Raw genomic sequence first — 16820 nt, forward strand, 5'->3', positions numbered from 1 at the left:
GAGCTCTCCTCGATCCCGCCGTGCCAGCGGCACGCGGCTCAGTCTTGAGCGAGGATCGAGTAGAGCCTACGGCGCGCTTCTTCGAGCACGGTCACCGCCTGCTGCACCTGCTGCGGCGTGCCGGTGCGTCCCACCTGCGCCGCGGCCTGCGCCAGCTCGATGCCGGCCTTCGGCAGCGTCGAGGAGCCCGACCGATCGTGGTCGCCCTGGGGCAGCCACGCGTGGCGATCCTTGGCCGCATCCGCCTCCTCGCGCCCACCCTCGGTGAGCGCGTAGGTCTTCCGCCCGTCCGCCTCGGAGGCGGTGATGAGCCCCTCGTCGGCGAGCAGCTGCAGCGTCGGGTAGACGGAGCCCGGGCTGGGTCGCCATGCTCCGCCGCTGCGCTCGTCGATCTCCTGGATGATCTGGTAGCCGTGCATGGGGCGCTCGGCGAGCAGCGCGAGCACCGCGGCGCGCACATCCCCACGGCCCATGCGCGATCCGCCCCGGCGGTCGAACGCGGTGCGGAGGTTGTCCATGGCCTCCCACATGTTCGCTCCCGGGCCGCGGTCGAAGCCTCGTGCGCCGTCGAAGCCAGCGCTTCCGAACGTTCCGTGCATGATGTCCTCCTCGACTCACCGACTGTCGGCGATACTCAACGATAGATCGGATGTAGCCGAAGCGGAAGAGGCGATCCGCGACAGAAGAGGTGCCTCGCCATCGGCGCGTGCCCGCGCCATGCTGGGGTGACGGCCGACGCCGACGTCGGGCGCCACGGGGAGGTGCGTCATGACCGAGCGGCTGCCGATCATCTACGTCCGCGGCTACGCCGGCGGGCAGGGTGGGATCGACGACCAGACCGACGACCCGTTCTATGGGTTCAACGTCGGCTCCACCCATGTGCGGGTCGGGGCCCGCGGCACCCCGACGCTCTACCAGTTCGAGAGCCCGCTGCTGCGTCTGATGCTCGATCACGACTACGACCTGAAGGTCAAGGGCGGGCAGCTCGCGTGGCTCGAGGCGCAGGAGAACGGCACTGTCGATCCCGCGACGATCTGGATCCATCGGTTCTACGACATCTCCGCCTCCACGTTCGGCCAGAAGCCGCAGGAGTATCGACTGGAGGACGCCGCAGACAGCCTGCTCGAGCTGATCGAGCTCGTGCGGCGCAAGACCGGTGCGCCGCGCGTCTTCCTCGTCGCGCACTCGATGGGCGGGCTGATCTGCCGATCGCTCATCCAGAAGGTGATCCCCGATCGGCAGCGCGTGCGCGCACAGCCGCGGACGGCGATCGACTACGTCGAACGCCTCTTCACCTACGCCACGCCACACGGCGGGATCGAGTTCGAGCTGGGATTCGGGCTGCTGGAGAAGGCGCGGGATGCGTTCGGCATCAACGGCGCCGACATCTTCGGGCCGCAGCGCATGTGGGAGTTCCTCACGCCGGGCAACGATCCAGGCCCCGTGCCGGACGGCTGGGATCCGCGCGCCGTGCCCGACAGCGCGTTCCCGAAGGACCGCATCTTCACCCTGATCGGTACCAATCCCGAGGACTACGGCGTTGCAGGGGGCCTCTCGGCGCGCGTCGTCGGGTCGAAGAGCGACGGGCTCGTGCAGATCGAGAACGCCTACGTGCCCGGCGCCCGCTTCGCGTTCGTGCACCGCAGCCACTCCGGTCGCTACGGCATCGTGAACTCCGAGGAGGGCTATCAGAACCTGCGGCGATTCCTGCTGGGCGATCTCGAGGTCACCGCAGACCTCGTTGGCGTGCGACTGCCCGGCACCCGTCGTGACGACGTGATCTGGCAGGCCGAGGTCGAGCTGGCGGTGCGAGGGCTGCCGATCCTGATGCACCAGCAGGTGGCCGCGCACCACTGCCCCGTCGTGCTCGAGCTGCCGCGCGACGACACCGACCAGCCGCAGCCGCTCGTGACGACCTTCCTCATCGCCGATCCCACCGCGCGGCCGGAGTCGGCGGAGACCGCACGCTACAAGCTCGACCTGCGGCTGCTCTCGCTGCGGCAGCGGCACGGGGTCTTCGACTTCGGCGACCACCTCGAGGCGACACCGGACTTCAGCGGCACCCTGATCGTCGACATCGGCGCGGCCGAGGGCAGGCTCTCGGCCTGGGCGGTGTGGCAGGCGGATGTTGCCGTGCCGCTGCGCGACTACGTACCGGTGGGCGCCCCGCTGCCCGACGAGGATGCCGCACAGGGGCGCTGGGTATCGAGCGTGCCGCTGCCGGAGCACGCGCGGGCGTTCCTCGGGCCCGATGCCGCAGTCAGGCTCACCGTGCGCGACCGGCACGGGGCCGGCGTCGAGGGGCTCTCGGGGCCCGCGCAGGGGTGACCGGTGCTCCTGGCGGTCGCATCCGGACGCGCTCCCTAGACTGAACCGATCCGACGGGCAGCCACGGGAGGACCGGATGAACGACACGCAGTCGGCAGGTCGCGCCCGCGGCGGCGTGCCCCAGGTGCGAGCCGCGTCATGGTGGCGCGACCTGTGGAAGCCGTTCTGGGCGATCCCGGTCGCGTGCGCCGTCGGTGCCATCGTGCTCGGGACGCTGCTGCCGATGCTCGACAACCTCGTCTCCGACAACATCGCGTTCGTGTTCCAGGGCGGGCCGGAGGGCGCGCGCGGGCTGCTCGCGACGATCGCGACCGGTATGATCTCGATGACGAGCCTGGTGTTCTCCATCACCATGGTCGTGCTGCAGCTGGCGAGCAGCCAGTTCACGCCCCGTGCGCTCGGCGGCTTCCTCGACAGCCGCGTGACGCAGGGAACGCTGGGCGTGTTCACCGCGAGCTTCGTCTACGCGCTCACCGTCACGCGCTCCGTGCGAGGAGACTTCGGCGACACTGGGACGTTCGTGCCGCAGCTGTCGGTGACGGTGGCGTTCCTGCTCGTGCTCGCGAGCGTCGGCTTCTTCCTGGCCTTCATCCACCACATCACCTCCTCCATCCAGGTCGCCCAGGTCATCTCCCGCATCGGCGACCGCACCCTCGCGCTCGCCGACACGATGTATCCGGAGCCCGCGGATGAGCATTCGACCTCCCTGGGCACGACGTGGTCCCCGAAGCAGGATGCTGCGCGCGTCGAGATCTCCACGCAGAAGCGGCACGGCCAGGTCACCTACATCGACTACGGCAGGCTCGTCGACTGGGCGAAGTCGCGGGATGTGGTCATCACGATCGATCGACCGGTCGGCGAGTTCCTCACCGAGGGCCAGAGCATGCTGCGGGTGTGGGGCACGGACGAGCTCGACGAGGGGACGACGGAGAAGCTGTTCGCCTCCATCGGCCTGGGCGCCGAGCGGCAGCTGTGGCAGGACGTGGCCTTCGGCATCCGCCAGCTCGTCGATATCGCCGAGCGTGCACTCTCCCCCGGCGTCAACGACCCGACCACCGCAGTGCAGTGCATCGATGAGCTGCACCGGATCCTCCGGCGCCTCGTGCAGCGGCAGTCCCCGAGCCCGTACATCGTCGACGACGAGGGCGCAGTGCGCATCGTGCACCACCCGCAGGCGATCGAGGACCACGTGCGCCTCGCCGTCGATGAGATCAGCCACTACGGCAAGGACTCGCTCCAGGTGCCGGTGCGGCTGCGCCGCATGCTCGACGACCTGGAGGGCGTTGCGATGGAGCGCTACCTGCCGGCGATCGCCGACGCGCGCGCGGTCGTCGATAAGCACTCGCCGACCGAGCCCGCGTGAGTCGGCGAGCGCGCGTGCGGGAGACCGCGATCGAGCGCCAGCGACGCATCTACGACCACGAAGCGGCCCGCTACGACCGCAGCATGGAGTTCGTCGAGCGGGTCTGGCTCGCGGGCGGCCGAGCGTGGCTGGGTGAGCGGGCCAGCGGGCGCATCCTCGACGTCGCCATCGGCACGGGCCTCACGCTCCCGCACTACCCGGCCGGCGCCGTCGTCACCGGCATCGACGTGAGCAGCGGCATGCTGGCGGTCGCTCGGCGGCGCGCGGCCGAGCTCGGTCGGGCCGTCGAGCTGCACGAGGGCGACGCGCAGCAGCTGCCGTTCGAGGGCGCCTCGTTCGACACCGTCGTGGGCGCGCTCGCGCTGTGCTGCGTGCCCGACCCGGAGCGCGCGGTCGCCGAGATGCATCGCGTGCTCGTGCCCGGCGGTCGCCTGCTGCTGCTCGACCACATCGGCAGCAGCTGGCCGCCGCTGCGCTGGGGACAGCGGCTGGTCGAGCAGGTGACCGTGCGCACCGCGGGCGAGCACTTCACCCGACGCGCGCTGCCGCTCGTCGTCGGGGCGGGCTTCGCCATCGAGCAGGTCGAGCGGCTGAAGGCCGGCACCGTGGAGCGGATCAGCGCCAGCAAGCGCATCGGCGACCAGGGGCGTGGCATCGCGCGCTGACGCGACTCGCCGGGTCAGCGCCGCGGGTCGATCATCGTGATGCCCGCTGCGGTCGAGCGGTCGAACCCGGGCAGCAGCCGTCCCGTCTCCTCGAGGCCTACGGTGCGCTCGATGAGGCGCTGCGGCTCGAGCACGCCCTGGGCGATGAGCTCCAGCATCGCCGGATAGTCGCGCGCAGCCATGCCGTGACTGCCGAGCAGGTCGAGCTCCCATGCGATGACCCGATCCATCGGCACTCGCGGATGCCCGTCGACGGGCGGCAGCAGGCCGATCTGCACGTGCCGACCGCGTCGGCGCAGGCTGAGCACCGCATCCGATGCGGTCTGCTCGCTGCCGACCGCATCGACCGTGACGTGGCTGCCGCCGTCGGTGATCTCGGCGATCGCTTCCGGCACGTCGCGGCCGTCGGCCAACACCACGTGCTCCGCACCCAGCGACTCCGCGAGCTCGAGCGCAGCCGCGTTGCGGTCGACCGCGATGACGCGCGCTCCGAGCGCGCGAGCGATCATCACGACGCTCAGGCCGACTCCGCCGGCACCGATCACCGTCACCCACTCCCCTGTCGCGACGCGAGCGCGCCCGACGAGCGCTCGGTAGGCGGTCGCGAAGCGGCAGCCGAGACTTGCCGCGGTCGCGACGTCGATGCCATCGGGGATCGCCACGAGGTTCACGTCGGCGGCGTGCAGCGCGACCTGCTCGGCGAAGGAGCCCCAGTGCGTGAAGCCGGGCTGCTCCTGCTGCGGGCAGACCTGCGCGTCACCAGAGCGGCACCAGTCGCAGCGCCCGCAGCCGCAGATGAACGGCACGGTCACGCGGTCGCCGACGCACCAGCGCTGCACGCCCCGCCCGACGGCGGAGATGACGCCCGCGAGCTCGTGGCCTGGCACGTGCGGGAACGCGATGTCGTCGTGACCCGCCCAGGCGTGCCAGTCGCTGCGGCAGAGCCCCGTGGCCTGCACCTGCACCACGACGCCGCCCTCCGGTGGAGCCGGGGCGGGAACTTCGCGAATTGCTGGCATGCCGCGGACGGCATCGAGGATGAGAGCGCGCATGCGCTTGATCCTCGCACCGCTCGACGCTGCCGGCGCGCGCCGCTCAGGCGAGCGAGAGGAAGAGGCGCTCGAGCTCGTCGATCCGCTCGCCGTCGCCCGGCTCGTCGGTCAGGCATTCCTTCAGCGCGCCCGCAACCACCAGGAACCCGGCGCGATCGACGGCCTTCGAGACCGCCGAGAGCTGCTGCACGACGTCGCGGCAGTGCGCCTCATCCTCCACTGCCGCGATGACGGCGGCGAGCTGTCCGTGCGCACGCCGCAGCCGGTTCACGATCTTGCGCTTCGCCTCCGGGTCATGCCGGGCCGTCATCTCTGGATCTGTCGCCACGAAGGCCTCCTCGGTTGACATCCACGATACCCCATGGGGTATCGTTTCGATACCCCTGGGAGTATCCAGGCCACGAACCGCCGGGAGGGCGAAGATGTGCAGAGCAGTGACGTGCCGCGTGTGCGGCAAGACGACCTGGGCCGGATGCGGCCAGCACGTGCAGGAGGTCCGCCGCACGGTGCCCGCATCCAACTGGTGCCGCAACCAGCACACGCCGAGCGAGATCGCTGAGTCGAAGGCCTCTCGAGGCGGCTTCTTCGCCCGCCTGTTCAACCGCTGATCCCACGACGAGAGGACATCACGATGTGCGCACGCACCACCTGCAACACCTGCGGCAAGCCGACCTGGGCCGGATGCGGCGAGCACGTCGAGGAGCCGCTCGCCGGCGTCCCCGAGGCCGACCGCTGCCGCTGCTGAACTGACGAGACACGAGGAGGACACCATGCTGCTGGAACGCATCTACGACGAGGACCTGGCGCAGGCGAGCTACGTCATCGGCTGCCAGGCGACGGGCGAGGCGGTCGTGGTCGACCCCCGCCGTGACATCGAGGTCTACCTTCGCTTCGCCGAGAAGCACGGTCTGCGCATCGCGCACGTGACCGAGACCCACATTCACGCCGACTACCTGTCGGGCACGAGGGAGCTGGCCGCGAGGACGGGCGCGCGCATGCACGTCTCCGACGAGGGTGGGCCCGACTGGGTCTACGGGAGCGGCTTCGACGAGGCCGAGCGGATGCACGACGGCGACGAGATCGTGGTCGGCAACGTGACGCTCCGCGCATCCCACACGCCCGGGCACACGCCCGAGCACCTCTCCTTCCTCGTGACCGACGGCGCGCAGGCCACCGAGCCCGGCTTCCTGCTCTCGGGTGACTTCGTGTTCGTCGGCGACATCGGCCGGCCCGATCTGCTCGACGAGGCCGCTGGCGGCGTGGACACGCGCTTCGAGGGCGCGAAGCAGCTCTTCGCGAGCCTGCGCGACCGCTTCCTCACGCTGCCGGACTACGTGCAGGTGCTGCCTGCGCACGGTGCCGGCAGCGCGTGCGGCAAGGCGCTGGGCGCGATCGCCGCCTCGACGGTCGGCTACGAGCGCACCGTCGCCTGGTGGGCCCCGTTCCTGGCCGCTGACGACGAGCAGGGCTTCGTGGAGGAGCTGCTCGGCGGTCAGCCGGACGCGCACGCGTACTTCGCGCGCATGAAGTCGCAGAACCGCAGCGGGCCCGCCTTGCTGGGCGAGCTTCCCGAACTGCGCGAGCGCACCACGGAGGCCGTGCGCGACCTGCTGCGCGACGAGGCAGCGATCCTCGTCGACACCCGCCACCACGATCTCGTGCACGAGGGCACCGTCGAGGGAGCGCTCAACATCCCGGGCCCCGCGAAGGCTGCGAGCTACGGCGCGTGGGTCTACGACCCGCAGAACGAGCACAGGCCGCTCGTGCTGCTGGCCGACGACCTCGAGGCCGCAGCGGCGCTGCGCGACCACCTCGTGCGGGTGGGCATCGACGCGTTCGACGGCTACATCCGCTCGCTCGACGGGCTCGACCTCGTGCAGCCGCGGCTGGTGCAGCCGGAGGAGCTCGACGGGCTCACCGACGCACAGCTCGTCGACGTGCGCGGTCGCACCGAGCACGCCGACGGGCACATCCCCGGCTCCGAGCACCTCAGCGGTGGGCGCGCGCTCTGGCACCTCGACGAGCTGCCCCGCGAGGGCACGGTCGTGACGTACTGCCAGAGCGGTGTGCGCAACAGCGTGGTGGCCAGCGCGCTGCGTCGCGCCGGCCTCGACGTCGTCGAGCTCGACGGCTCGTTCCAGGCATGGGAGCGCTTCACCGACCGCCAGCCCGCCACCGCCTGAGCGCTGACACGACCGAGGATCGAGCCGACCGATGACCCCTGCCGTGCTGATCGCCGTCCTGGCGCTCGCGCTCGTCGTGGGCATCAGCCTGGGACTGCTGGGCGGCGGCGGCTCGATCCTGACCGTGCCGATCCTGACCGGCATCGCCGACGTCGAGCCGCGGGTGGCCATCGCATCCTCGCTGTTCGTCGTGGGTGCGACGAGCGCGGTCAGCCTCGTGCAGCATGCACGGGGCGGCCGCGTCCGTTGGCGCGTCGGCCTCATCTTCGGAGCAGCCGGCATCATCGGCGCGCTCGGCGGCGGGCTGCTGGGTGGTCTGCTGCCGCCCGCGGTGCTCATGCTGCTGCTTGCGGCGACCATGGTCGCCGCCGCGATCGCCATGCTGCGCCGCCGCAAGCGCGACGATGCCGACGACGGCGCCGCACCACACGTGCTGCGCATCCTGCTGCTGGGCGTCGGCGTCGGCATGCTGGCGGGCCTCGTCGGCGCAGGCGGCGGGTTCTTGATCGTGCCGGCGCTGATCGTGCTGGCCGGCATTCCCGCAGCGGCCGCCATCGGCACCTCGCTGCTCGTCATCGCGATGCAGTCGCTCGCTGGCCTCGCCGCCCAGCCAGCGTTCTTCGACATCCCGTGGGCGCTGGTGCTGCCCTTCACCGGGATCGCGATCGGCGGCTCGTTCCTGGGCTCGGCGCTCACCGGCCGCATCCCCGATCGTGCCCTGCGTCGCGGCTTCGCGATCCTGCTGCTCATCGTGGCCGCGGCCATAGCCGTGCAGCAGGTGCTCCGGCTCTTCCCGCTTGCCTGATCCCCCGCTGCTCCCCCATCGAAGGAACACCATGACCACGATCCGCACCGCCGGCTTCACGAGCGTCGCGCTCGCCCTCACACTCACCGCGGCGGGCTGCGCCTCGCCTTCACCGTCGGCAGCACCGCAGGCCGCTCCTCTGCCCGACGACGCGGTCGTGAGCGACGTGCGCACGGCCGAGGAGTACACGGAGGGCCACCTCGACAGCGCCGTGCTGCTGGACGTCTCCAATGGCGACCTCGAAGCTGCGCTCGCCGACCTCGACCCCGCCGTGCCCTACTTCGTGCACTGCCGCTCGGGCAGCCGTTCGGCAGTGGCCGTTGCCATGATGCGCGACGCGGGGTTCGCCGATGTCACCGACCTCGGCTCGCTCGAACAGGCCTCCGAGGCGACCGGCTTGCCTGTCGAGCGCTGAGCGCTCGCGCGCGCGGTCCGAACTCGGTCGCCGCACTCCCCGCAACACCCCCGCAACACTTCGCCTGCTCGCATCGCGGGCCCCACCGACACAGAAAGCAGCTGCACACCATGAGCACGCAAGACATCACCATCGACACCATCGACGCGACGGTCGCCGCTGACGGCATCGTGCTGCTCGACTTCTGGGCCGCGTGGTGCGGTCCGTGCCGCGCGTTCGCGACCGTCTTCGAGCGAGCCGCGGAGGCCAATCCCGACATCGTCTTCGGCAAGGTCGACACCGAGGCCGAGCAGCAGCTCGCCGCATCGTTCCGCATCACGTCCATCCCGACGCTCATGGCGTTCCGCGACGGCATCCTGGTCTTCTCGCAGCCCGGCGCCATGCCGCCGGCGCAGCTCGACAGCCTGATCGCCGGCGTGCGCGGGCTCGACATGGATGACGTGCGCCGCCAGGTGGCCGAGCAGCGCGCGACCAGCGACGCATCATGACCAGGCGTCGCCTGGCCGCGATGTGCAGCCCCGGCACCGCCGAGCGCATCGTGCAGGGCGCAGTCGCGGTGCTGATCGGCGCGTTCGCGCTCGACAGCCTCGAGAACCCGGCGCTGGCGATCATCGCCGGTCTTGTCGCGGTCGTGCTGCTCGCCGGCACCATCGGCGGCTGGTGCCCGGGCGCGCTGCTCGCGCGTCGGGCCGCGGCCGGCGCCGAGCCGAACACGCGCGGCATCCCCGAGGCTTGTCAGCCGCTCGAGCACTGACGCAGCGGTCAACATGCGCATTCCTCAGGTGCCATGCTGAACCCATGGCGCAGTCCACCGACCTCCTCGCTGTCCTCTTCGATGCAGACAACGTGCAGCATTCGCAGGTCGGGTCCGTCCTCTCCAGGGCCGCAAGACTCGGCACGGTCGCGGTGAAGCGCGCGTACGGCGACTGGACGACGCAGACGCTCAATGGCTGGAAGCCCGTCGCGAACCAGCACGTCATCCAGCCGGTCCAGCAGTTCGCCAACACGACGGGCAAGAACGCCACCGACAGCGCGCTCATCATCGACGCGATGGATCTGCTGCACTCCCGCCGGTTCCAGGGCTTCTGCATCGTGTCCTCCGACAGCGACTTCACCAGACTTGCCACACGAATCCGGGAAGAGGGAATCCCGGTCTACGGCTTCGGCAAGACGACGACGCCGGCTGCCTTCCGCAACGCGTGCAGCGAGTTCACCTACCTGGATGCCGTCAAGAAGCCAGCATCCCTCCCGTCGAAGCCCGTCACCGCCTTGACCGCACCGGGAGCACAGGCCACGCAGGCCGTCGGGCAGACGAAGGCAGCTGCCCCGAATGCACAGCCGCCTGCGGCGAAGACCAAGCCCGCTTCCCAGCAGAGCAAGGCGCCCAGTGCCACGACGTCCCGGACGCCGCAGCGCGTCGCCCCCGCGCAGCTGCGCAGCGACGCGCAGCTCGTGTCGGGGCTGCGCAACTGCGTTGCGAGCGCCTGCGGCGACGACGGATGGGCAGACCTTGCCGCGGTGGGGTCGCTCATGAGCACCCGGCAGCCGGGCTTCGCCTCTCGCAGCTGGGGCTACGCGAAGCTCTCCGACCTGATCCGCTCAACCGAGCTCTTCGTCGTGGAAGCACGGCCCGCGGGCGGTGCACGGGTGCGCGACACGCGGAGCGGCGTCTGAGAGGCAGCTGTCGACCCTCCGCGCTCAGCCGTCCTTGCCATGCTGTTGCGATGACCGATGTGGTGCTCGACCTCGACGGCGTGCTCTCGACCCGCGACACGTTCGCGACGCTCCTCGTCGCCGCCGCGGGACGTCGACCCCTGACAGCCCTGCGGAGCGCCCCAGCGCTCGTGCGCTGGTTGCGCGCAGGTCACGATGTGCCGCGGCACGCGGAGGCCTCTCGGGCGGTGGCGCGCGGCCTGCTGCGGGGGATGCCGGAGTCGACCTATGACGTTCTCGCTCGCAGCGTCGGCAGCCGCATGGGTGCGAGTGCCGCGCGCGCATCCATGGTGGACGTTGCCGCCAGGTGTCGCCGCGACGGCGCGCACATCGTGGTCGCCACCGGGTCCGAGCACAGGCTCGCCACCGCGTTCCTCGCATCCGCAGGTGTCGAGCACGACCTGCTGCTCGCCTCCACCCTGCGCTGGACAGCGACCGGGCCGGAATTCGACCGACACATCCGCGGCGAGAGCAAGCTCACGACACTGCAGGAAGCCGGCGTGGATGTGGAGCAGCGCCGCTTCTGGACGGACTCCTACGATGACTATCCGACTGCGCGAGCGGCCGCATCGGTGGTGCTCGTGGCCCCGTCGCGCCACTCCGCAGCGGCGTATCGCGCCTCCGGCCTCGCCACCGAACTCCTACCCTGATTCCGAATGACGACGAGAGGCGAACGCCATGAGTGACCCCAAGAAGCAGGCGCGACGCGCATCGCCGCGCGTGCTGCTCATCGGCTGCGGACGACTGGGCACCCTGCTCGGCACGCAGCTCGTGGCCGAGGGTTGGGAGGTCGTCGCGATGCGGCGGGATCCGTCGATGTTGCCCGGCAGCTTCACCGTCATCGCCGCGGACGTTCGGCAGCCGCTGCAGCAGGCGCTGCCGGCGGTCGACGCGATGGTGATCACGCTGCCGCCCGGAAGCGACCGCTCCGAGGCCGTCGAGGGCTACCGGGCAGTGCTCGAGCACCTCGCGGAGGCGCTGCCCTCGGTGCCGCCACGCGTGCTGTTCGTGTCGTCGACCCGCGTCTTTGACGGCATGCCGGGTCCGCGGCCGATCAGCGAGGCCGACGAGCCCGTGCCTGGGTCCGATCGCGCCCGGGCACTGCGCGAGGGCGAGCTGCTCGCCGTCGACCGCTTCGCCGCGACCATCATCCGGCCGGCTGGCATCTACGGACCCAGTCGTGACTCGCTCATTCGCCGGGTCGCCGAGGGCGCGCCGATGCAGCACGCTCGCCGCACCAACCGCATCCACGAGACGGACCTGGTGCGCGCGCTGCACGCCATGCTGCGGTCAGACGCGCCTCCGGCCGTCCTGCATGCCGTCGACCAGACGCCAGCGCCGCTCGGCGACGTCGCGGCGCATATCGCCGAACGGCTCGGTGTCGCCACGCTCCCTGCGATCGAACCAGCCGTCAGCAGCGGTACGGTGCTCGACGGGGCGCTGATGGCGAGCCTGTTGGGCTCGCTCACCTTCCCGGGCTACCGCGAGGGCTACGACGAGTTGCTTCGGGAGCGGCGCTCACGGCGAATCTAGGGAGCGACGTCCACGAGCTCGAGGGGGAAGTACACCACGGGTGGGGTCGAGGGTGGCCGGTCGACGAAGAACAATGCCGCGTACGATCCGACGATTGCGACACCGACGAGCGCCCAGGCGGTCAGCAGCACGAGACGCCTGACGCGCAGCACGAAGTGCCGATCGTGGCGCTGCCACTGCGTCACCAACCATCCGAGCGCGATCATGCCCAAGACCGCGCCCTGCACAGCAGGCATCACCTGGACGACGACCGACCAGCTCGGTCCCGTCTCACCACCGCCTCCGCCGGACGAGCCGAACGCGCCGGAGAGCAGCCACGCGGCAAGTCCGGCAACCACCAGGAACCGAATTCCCCAGTCCCTCTGCTCGGTGAAGTCCCGCTCGATCTCCAGCGGGGTCGCGGGCTGCTGCGTCGTCATGCCGCCATCCTTGCGGTGGTTCGCGCTGCGAGCAAGAGCGAGAGGCATGCGTCCGCTGGCACCGACGACGTCGGACGAGCCCGGCCGCGAAGCTCTGGCGCCCAGAGCGATCCCCCTCAGAGCGACCAGACCAGTCCGGGCCGCAGATGGCTCGGTACAGCATTGCTGATGCCCGCCGGAACATCGCTCCTCACGCCACCTGGTTCTTCGATCTCATTGGCGATGATGTCGGCCAGGATGTCGTCGTCGACGGGACGGAAGAGCTGGCCGTGCTCGACGACGTTGCGATGGAACGCGTGCAGCACCGGCTCACGAAGCCAGCGGTAGAAAACGATCACGTCGTCGTCGTGTGTCCCGCCCCAGATCCAGGCCACGAGCGAATTCCGCTCGAGGTCTTGGAGAAGCCGCCGAGTCTCTTGCAGCACAGCCTGTGCGTTCAACTTCACGCCGCATCGTCCCACGTGGCGCCGCACGTCCGCCAGAGCTCGTCCTCGATCGCCACTGATGCCGTGCTTGCCGGTCGAACGACAAGCCGGGAGCCACTACGGCGTTGGAATCGTCCGACGCACCGCGACAACGAAAATCCGCGGTCGCCCGCGGATTTTTGGTGGATCTGGGGAGACTCGAACTCCCGACCCCCTGCCGACTGTTCGACTGTCATTTTCCGCTACTTTCTGCCGATTTCGGGCCCATTCAGCCCCTCTCATGCCTACACGATCCCGCTCGTTCCCGCTCAATCTGGACACATTCTTGGACACTTGCCGCCGCTGCTTAGCGCAGTGCACGCGCCGCACTCAAGTCACCTAAGGCGTCGTCCCGCATGCGAAAGAGACCCGCGCGCCCGGTGCGCCAGTCCAGACCCCTCGAGCAGCACCAGTCGGCCGCGTGGCTGCAGGGGCAGCAGGAGCGCGGCGACAGCTACTTTTCCCTCTGCTTCGGCTTCGACTCCGAACCTTGCGGGGTGTTCGAGCCGCACCCGGAAGAGGCCCTCGCCGACGCCGTCATGACGGCCAGAGGTACCGGTGCAGATGAACGTGCGCACCGACGGTGAGCTGCTTGCTCAACTTGGGCTTGTGACCTATGGCGTTAGAACCTTCCAGCTGAATGTCACGTGCTCGTGTACATAGCTGCCGTCGTTCACCTCTTCTTGCACCTCGTCGATCGTGATGACGCACAGTGCGCCCCTTGAGTTGAGTAGTGCCACCATCTGTCCGACCAGCGGCTGAGCGGTTCGTGCAGGAGAAAGAAATTCCTCGACCGTCGCCGGATCGTAGGTCTTACCCGTGATGAGGCCGAGCGCCTTTAGTCCCCCGTCGCTATACACGTACACGCTGTTCGCTCCACGCCCACTGAACTGGACTCTGAACTCGTACTCGTCGTGGCCAATCGTGTAGTGCCGATGGTCGCCATATCGGAAAGTCGTTCTCCCGCTTAGAGCAGGATTCGCGTACTGACCAGGATCGCGGAGTGCGTCGACGCGTTCGAGTCGCGCCGCGCGCCTGCGGATTTCCGCTAGCGGGACGGCTTCCGCTGCACTTGCGGGCAGCCCCTCAACCCACCGCCAGATCGCATCGAGCTGGCTGGCGCCGGGAAAGTTGTTGTCGTCAGGCCTCGCGTTGAAGTCAAAGCCCTTAGGTTCCACGCCATCGAGCCATAATGGTAGGGAGCGGCCCGGATTGCGTACCCACACGACAGATAGCCACGTCGCAGGCTTTTGCGCATAGACCGCGCTGATCCACTTAGTCTCGATGCCTACGCCCGACTCTGGCATGCGATCCGCACGCTCGACGTAGTTCTCGTCCACGACTAGCAATACGTGTCTCGCGTTGATCACCTCACGCATGAAGCCGCTCAGGCTGGAACCATAGTCGACAGCTTCGTCAATCTGGACAGCGTATCCGAGTTGATGAAGCTGACTGGCAAGCAGACGGACCCACTCACGATGCTCACCCGAGGTCCAAGCGTAGGAGACGAAGACGTCAGCACTCATTTCGCCTTTAGACTATCCGACTAGGTCTGGCCTCGGGCTTCACGGGTACGATCTCGTCGACCTCGGGGTAATGGTCGTCGTGGTGGTGCCGGCGGTCAGCGAGGGCGACGTTCAGCCACTTCGTCGACCATGGGCAGTTCGGCCAGCAGCAGGCGCCGGCGGCGGGGAGCGTTCCCGACCGGGTACGTCTAGGCCCGTTCATTGAGCGCTCAGCGTGTCGCGCGAACGACCGTCCGCGACAAGACCCTGATTCCGCGGCACGCCGTGCGGCAAGCCGCCGCGACTGCCTCAGGACTCGCTCTTCGCGGCATCACCGTCTGCTGCATCGCGCCTCCCTTCGTTTCCCAGCATCCGTTGCCAGGTCTCCTGGTTGGTCTGAGTATCCGCGCTTGCCTGATCAAGCATCCCGCTGATGATCTCTTTGGCCCGTTCCGGGTGGACGCCATCAACCTGCGCAACCGTCCCGTGTGCGTTCTCGATACGAACGGAGCTGGTCTTGTGACGCTCGATCAGCGCCACCAGGATCGGCGAGACCTTGGCGATCAGCACAGAGACCCCGGCCGTGGCTGGTCCCGCTATGGCGAGGATCGAGAGCCACTGGTCTGCTGAGAGCTCGACGACACGACTGGTCAGGATGCCCGCGCGCGCAAGGTCATCCTCGAGTTCGTCCGCGATCTCGGGACTGACGCGAAGATAGAAGGGGTAGTCGGCTACCGGACTTGCCGACGTGCGGATGACGATCGCGGATGATGCGGACACGCTATTTTCCATAGCCGATGATGGCATCCGTAGCCGGGAGATGCGCGTCGTGAACTCCGACTTGGTTGCCCAACTGTCGGCGGGACCAGATGCTTGAACCGTCCCCGGTTCTCTGCCGCTCCTATGCGGGTGCCAGCACCGGGTGGGATGGCGTTTCGAGGTCAGCGTAATACGCGGCCTCGAACTCCTCGGGAGGGACGTCGCCGAGGGTCGAGTGCAGGCGCCTGGCGTTGTACCAGTCGACCCATTCAGCGGTGACCCATTGGACGTCCTCGAACTGCCGCAGCGGACCGGCCCGGAACGGCGAGTCGTCGCGCATCGCTTCGGTCTTGAGCAGGGTGACGGCGCTCGTATTCAGCCAGCGACTGTCGGGAGAGTCGCGCGTTGAAGACCACGCGCACGCCGTCGCGCTCGACCCGCGCAGGCGCAGGTCGATGCCGACGATGCGTAAAGCGTTGGTACTCGCGAGCCGAAGTGGACACGACGGTTTGAGCGGGAAAATCTACTCGATCGCGAGCTCTCGGCCTCGCATCAGGACGAAAGACACCGCGCTAGACTGCCGGGCCTTCACCTCACTCGCTCCTCACGCTCAGTACCCGACGATCAAGCGCCGGTCATTCTCAACGATTTCGAAAGCTTGCAGCGAATGCGTTAATGAAGTCTCGAGCCCCGCGCGATCCCCGCTGCCTGAGCCGGTTTCGGTCGGTTCCGCGCCTTCCCACCCGGGGCCAACGCCGTGAATTGCGTCGTGGTCCCGCCGAATGTCTTGCAGCAGATGACACAAGCGGGTCGCGCCGGGAATCAAGTGCAGGTCCAAGTCTTCAGCGGAGATTTCAGCCGTGGGTTGGCCAAAGCCAGGATTGGCGGAGAGATACCGATGCAGTGCGTCCGCACGAACGCACCACGCCCAGTGATTGAACCAAGGCTGAAGGCGCGTCTCTACCGGAGCCGAGGCGATGGGTTGGCGCGTGCCCGCCCAGCGGCGGCGGTAGGCCGCTCCCTCAGATCGGGGCGGATTCACACACGCTCGACAATAGCCAGAGGCATCGGGATCCACGCGACACGTACGCAGCCACGGCGCCGTTCTAGTCGTTGGTGATGCGGGGAGGACGTAGATGAGCGCTGCTTGACCGTGAGCCACATAATCGGCCAACTGTCGTCGCGGAACCCGAATCACCCAGTCCGTAGGGCGAGCGTGAGATGCGTAAAGAGTCTTGCACTCGAAGACGAAGGTCCGCGTCGCGCCCCGTAGTTCGTGATCCGGCGTTCGCGGGCCAGCGTTATTGTTCGGAGAGATGACGACGGCCGTCGGAGCAACTGAGATTAGCTCAAAAACGAACAGGGAGTCAATCGTTCGTTCCGCCACAACAAGAGGCATCCGCCACATCCTTGAATGTCGTACTTGTTTTCGTCAACTCCGCGAACTCCCATTGAGCGCACTTCAACAGATTACGACAAGACCGGCCGCTGCCAGCGCTGCGGCGCGCATTGCCGAGTCGCGCGCCGTGACCTCGGATGGCACGAGTCGGTCCCGCTACCACGGCTGCGACAGCCGGCGGGCCGAACAGGTCGATCGGCCGAAGCCGGATGGGGGC

Annotated in this window: 21 protein-coding genes; 13 read left to right on the plus strand and 8 right to left on the minus strand. The window is 68.8% G+C overall.

Annotated features, from left to right (window positions below; all coding sequences use genetic code 11):
- Positions 1 to 38: 38 nt before the first annotated feature.
- Positions 39 to 599 (minus strand): PadR family transcriptional regulator, encoded by a 561-nt coding sequence (locus tag ACJJVL_RS02540; RefSeq protein WP_405216674.1) that lies wholly within the window; start codon positions 597 to 599, stop codon positions 39 to 41.
- Between the two features lie 169 nt (positions 600 to 768).
- Here ACJJVL_RS02540 and ACJJVL_RS02545 point away from each other — a divergent pair, with 169 nt between their 5' ends.
- The 3 genes from ACJJVL_RS02545 (at position 769) to ACJJVL_RS02555 (ending at position 4356) form a co-directional block, all read left to right on the plus strand.
- A complete protein-coding gene (locus tag ACJJVL_RS02545) occupies positions 769 to 2328 on the plus strand; it encodes a lipase family alpha/beta hydrolase (RefSeq protein WP_405216676.1) in 1560 nt (519 codons plus the stop codon).
- Positions 2329 to 2404: 76 nt separating this feature from the next.
- Complete coding sequence (locus ACJJVL_RS02550; protein ID WP_405216678.1) at positions 2405 to 3691, plus strand: DUF2254 domain-containing protein; 1287 nt, start codon at positions 2405 to 2407, stop codon at positions 3689 to 3691.
- Positions 3688 to 4356, plus strand: coding sequence for a class I SAM-dependent methyltransferase (locus ACJJVL_RS02555; protein WP_405216680.1), 669 nt, complete (start codon positions 3688 to 3690; stop codon positions 4354 to 4356). The genes ACJJVL_RS02550 and ACJJVL_RS02555 overlap by 4 nt, the downstream gene beginning before the upstream one ends.
- A gap of 14 nt (positions 4357 to 4370) precedes the next feature.
- Here ACJJVL_RS02555 and ACJJVL_RS02560 read toward each other — a convergent pair whose 3' ends face one another.
- Both ACJJVL_RS02560 and ACJJVL_RS02565 read right to left on the minus strand, forming a co-directional pair.
- Positions 4371 to 5408: a zinc-dependent alcohol dehydrogenase family protein gene (locus ACJJVL_RS02560; protein ID WP_405216682.1), complete on the minus strand. Its 1038-nt coding sequence runs from the start codon at positions 5406 to 5408 to the stop codon at positions 4371 to 4373.
- A gap of 43 nt (positions 5409 to 5451) precedes the next feature.
- Entirely contained in the window at positions 5452 to 5718 is a 267-nt protein-coding gene (locus tag ACJJVL_RS02565; protein ID WP_405216789.1) for a metal-sensitive transcriptional regulator, read from the minus strand.
- A 112-nt stretch (positions 5719 to 5830) separates the two neighbouring features.
- On the opposite strand from ACJJVL_RS02565, the gene ACJJVL_RS02570 reads away from it, so the two are divergent.
- From ACJJVL_RS02570 to ACJJVL_RS02610, 9 genes are all read left to right on the plus strand, one after another.
- Entirely contained in the window at positions 5831 to 6016 is a 186-nt protein-coding gene (locus ACJJVL_RS02570; RefSeq protein WP_405216684.1) for a hypothetical protein, read from the plus strand.
- A 162-nt stretch (positions 6017 to 6178) separates the two neighbouring features.
- Positions 6179 to 7591, plus strand: coding sequence for a rhodanese-like domain-containing protein (locus ACJJVL_RS02575; protein ID WP_405216686.1), 1413 nt, complete (start codon positions 6179 to 6181; stop codon positions 7589 to 7591).
- A gap of 31 nt (positions 7592 to 7622) precedes the next feature.
- Positions 7623 to 8396 carry a sulfite exporter TauE/SafE family protein gene (locus ACJJVL_RS02580; RefSeq protein ID WP_405216688.1) on the plus strand — a complete coding sequence of 258 codons (774 nt, stop codon included), beginning with the start codon at positions 7623 to 7625 and terminating at the stop codon, positions 8394 to 8396.
- A 31-nt stretch (positions 8397 to 8427) separates the two neighbouring features.
- A complete protein-coding gene (locus tag ACJJVL_RS02585) occupies positions 8428 to 8811 on the plus strand; it encodes a rhodanese-like domain-containing protein (protein ID WP_405216690.1) in 384 nt (127 codons plus the stop codon).
- Between the two features lie 110 nt (positions 8812 to 8921).
- Positions 8922 to 9299, plus strand: a complete 378-nt coding sequence (locus tag ACJJVL_RS02590; protein WP_405216692.1) for a thioredoxin family protein — start codon at positions 8922 to 8924, stop codon at positions 9297 to 9299.
- Complete coding sequence (locus tag ACJJVL_RS02595) at positions 9296 to 9565, plus strand: DUF2892 domain-containing protein (protein WP_405216694.1); 270 nt, start codon at positions 9296 to 9298, stop codon at positions 9563 to 9565. The genes ACJJVL_RS02590 and ACJJVL_RS02595 overlap by 4 nt, the downstream gene beginning before the upstream one ends.
- A gap of 44 nt (positions 9566 to 9609) precedes the next feature.
- Positions 9610 to 10485, plus strand: a complete 876-nt coding sequence (locus ACJJVL_RS02600; RefSeq protein ID WP_405216696.1) for an NYN domain-containing protein — start codon at positions 9610 to 9612, stop codon at positions 10483 to 10485.
- 50 nt (positions 10486 to 10535) lie between these two features.
- Positions 10536 to 11174, plus strand: coding sequence for an HAD family hydrolase (locus ACJJVL_RS02605; RefSeq protein ID WP_405216698.1), 639 nt, complete (start codon positions 10536 to 10538; stop codon positions 11172 to 11174).
- A gap of 28 nt (positions 11175 to 11202) precedes the next feature.
- Positions 11203 to 12057: a sugar nucleotide-binding protein gene (locus ACJJVL_RS02610; protein ID WP_405216700.1), complete on the plus strand. Its 855-nt coding sequence runs from the start codon at positions 11203 to 11205 to the stop codon at positions 12055 to 12057.
- Here the strand turns inward: ACJJVL_RS02610 and ACJJVL_RS02615 are convergent.
- A complete protein-coding gene (locus ACJJVL_RS02615) occupies positions 12054 to 12476 on the minus strand; it encodes a hypothetical protein (protein ID WP_405216702.1) in 423 nt (140 codons plus the stop codon). The genes ACJJVL_RS02610 and ACJJVL_RS02615 overlap by 4 nt on opposite strands.
- A 116-nt stretch (positions 12477 to 12592) precedes the next feature.
- A complete protein-coding gene (locus ACJJVL_RS02620; RefSeq protein ID WP_405216704.1) occupies positions 12593 to 12922 on the minus strand; it encodes a hypothetical protein in 330 nt (109 codons plus the stop codon).
- Between the two features lie 374 nt (positions 12923 to 13296).
- Between ACJJVL_RS02620 and ACJJVL_RS02625 the strand changes: the two genes are divergently transcribed.
- The gene (locus ACJJVL_RS02625; RefSeq protein ID WP_405216706.1) at positions 13297 to 13527 is read left to right on the plus strand and encodes a hypothetical protein; all 231 of its coding nucleotides are present in this window, start codon (positions 13297 to 13299) and stop codon (positions 13525 to 13527) included.
- A gap of 27 nt (positions 13528 to 13554) precedes the next feature.
- Here the strand turns inward: ACJJVL_RS02625 and ACJJVL_RS02630 are convergent, their stop codons facing one another.
- The 3 genes from ACJJVL_RS02630 to ACJJVL_RS02640 all read right to left on the minus strand — a co-directional run bounded on the left by ACJJVL_RS02630 (position 13555) and on the right by ACJJVL_RS02640 (position 15544).
- Positions 13555 to 14466, minus strand: coding sequence for a toll/interleukin-1 receptor domain-containing protein (locus ACJJVL_RS02630; RefSeq protein ID WP_405216708.1), 912 nt, complete (start codon positions 14464 to 14466; stop codon positions 13555 to 13557).
- A gap of 288 nt (positions 14467 to 14754) precedes the next feature.
- Positions 14755 to 15225: a hypothetical protein gene (locus tag ACJJVL_RS02635; protein WP_405216710.1), complete on the minus strand. Its 471-nt coding sequence runs from the start codon at positions 15223 to 15225 to the stop codon at positions 14755 to 14757.
- A 121-nt stretch (positions 15226 to 15346) separates the two neighbouring features.
- A complete protein-coding gene (locus tag ACJJVL_RS02640; RefSeq protein WP_405216712.1) occupies positions 15347 to 15544 on the minus strand; it encodes an integrase core domain-containing protein in 198 nt (65 codons plus the stop codon).
- Between the last annotated feature and the right edge of the window lie 1276 nt (positions 15545 to 16820).

The organism is Agrococcus sp. Ld7, assembly GCF_045064095.1.
Classification (GTDB): Bacteria; Actinomycetota; Actinomycetes; order Actinomycetales; family Microbacteriaceae; genus Agrococcus.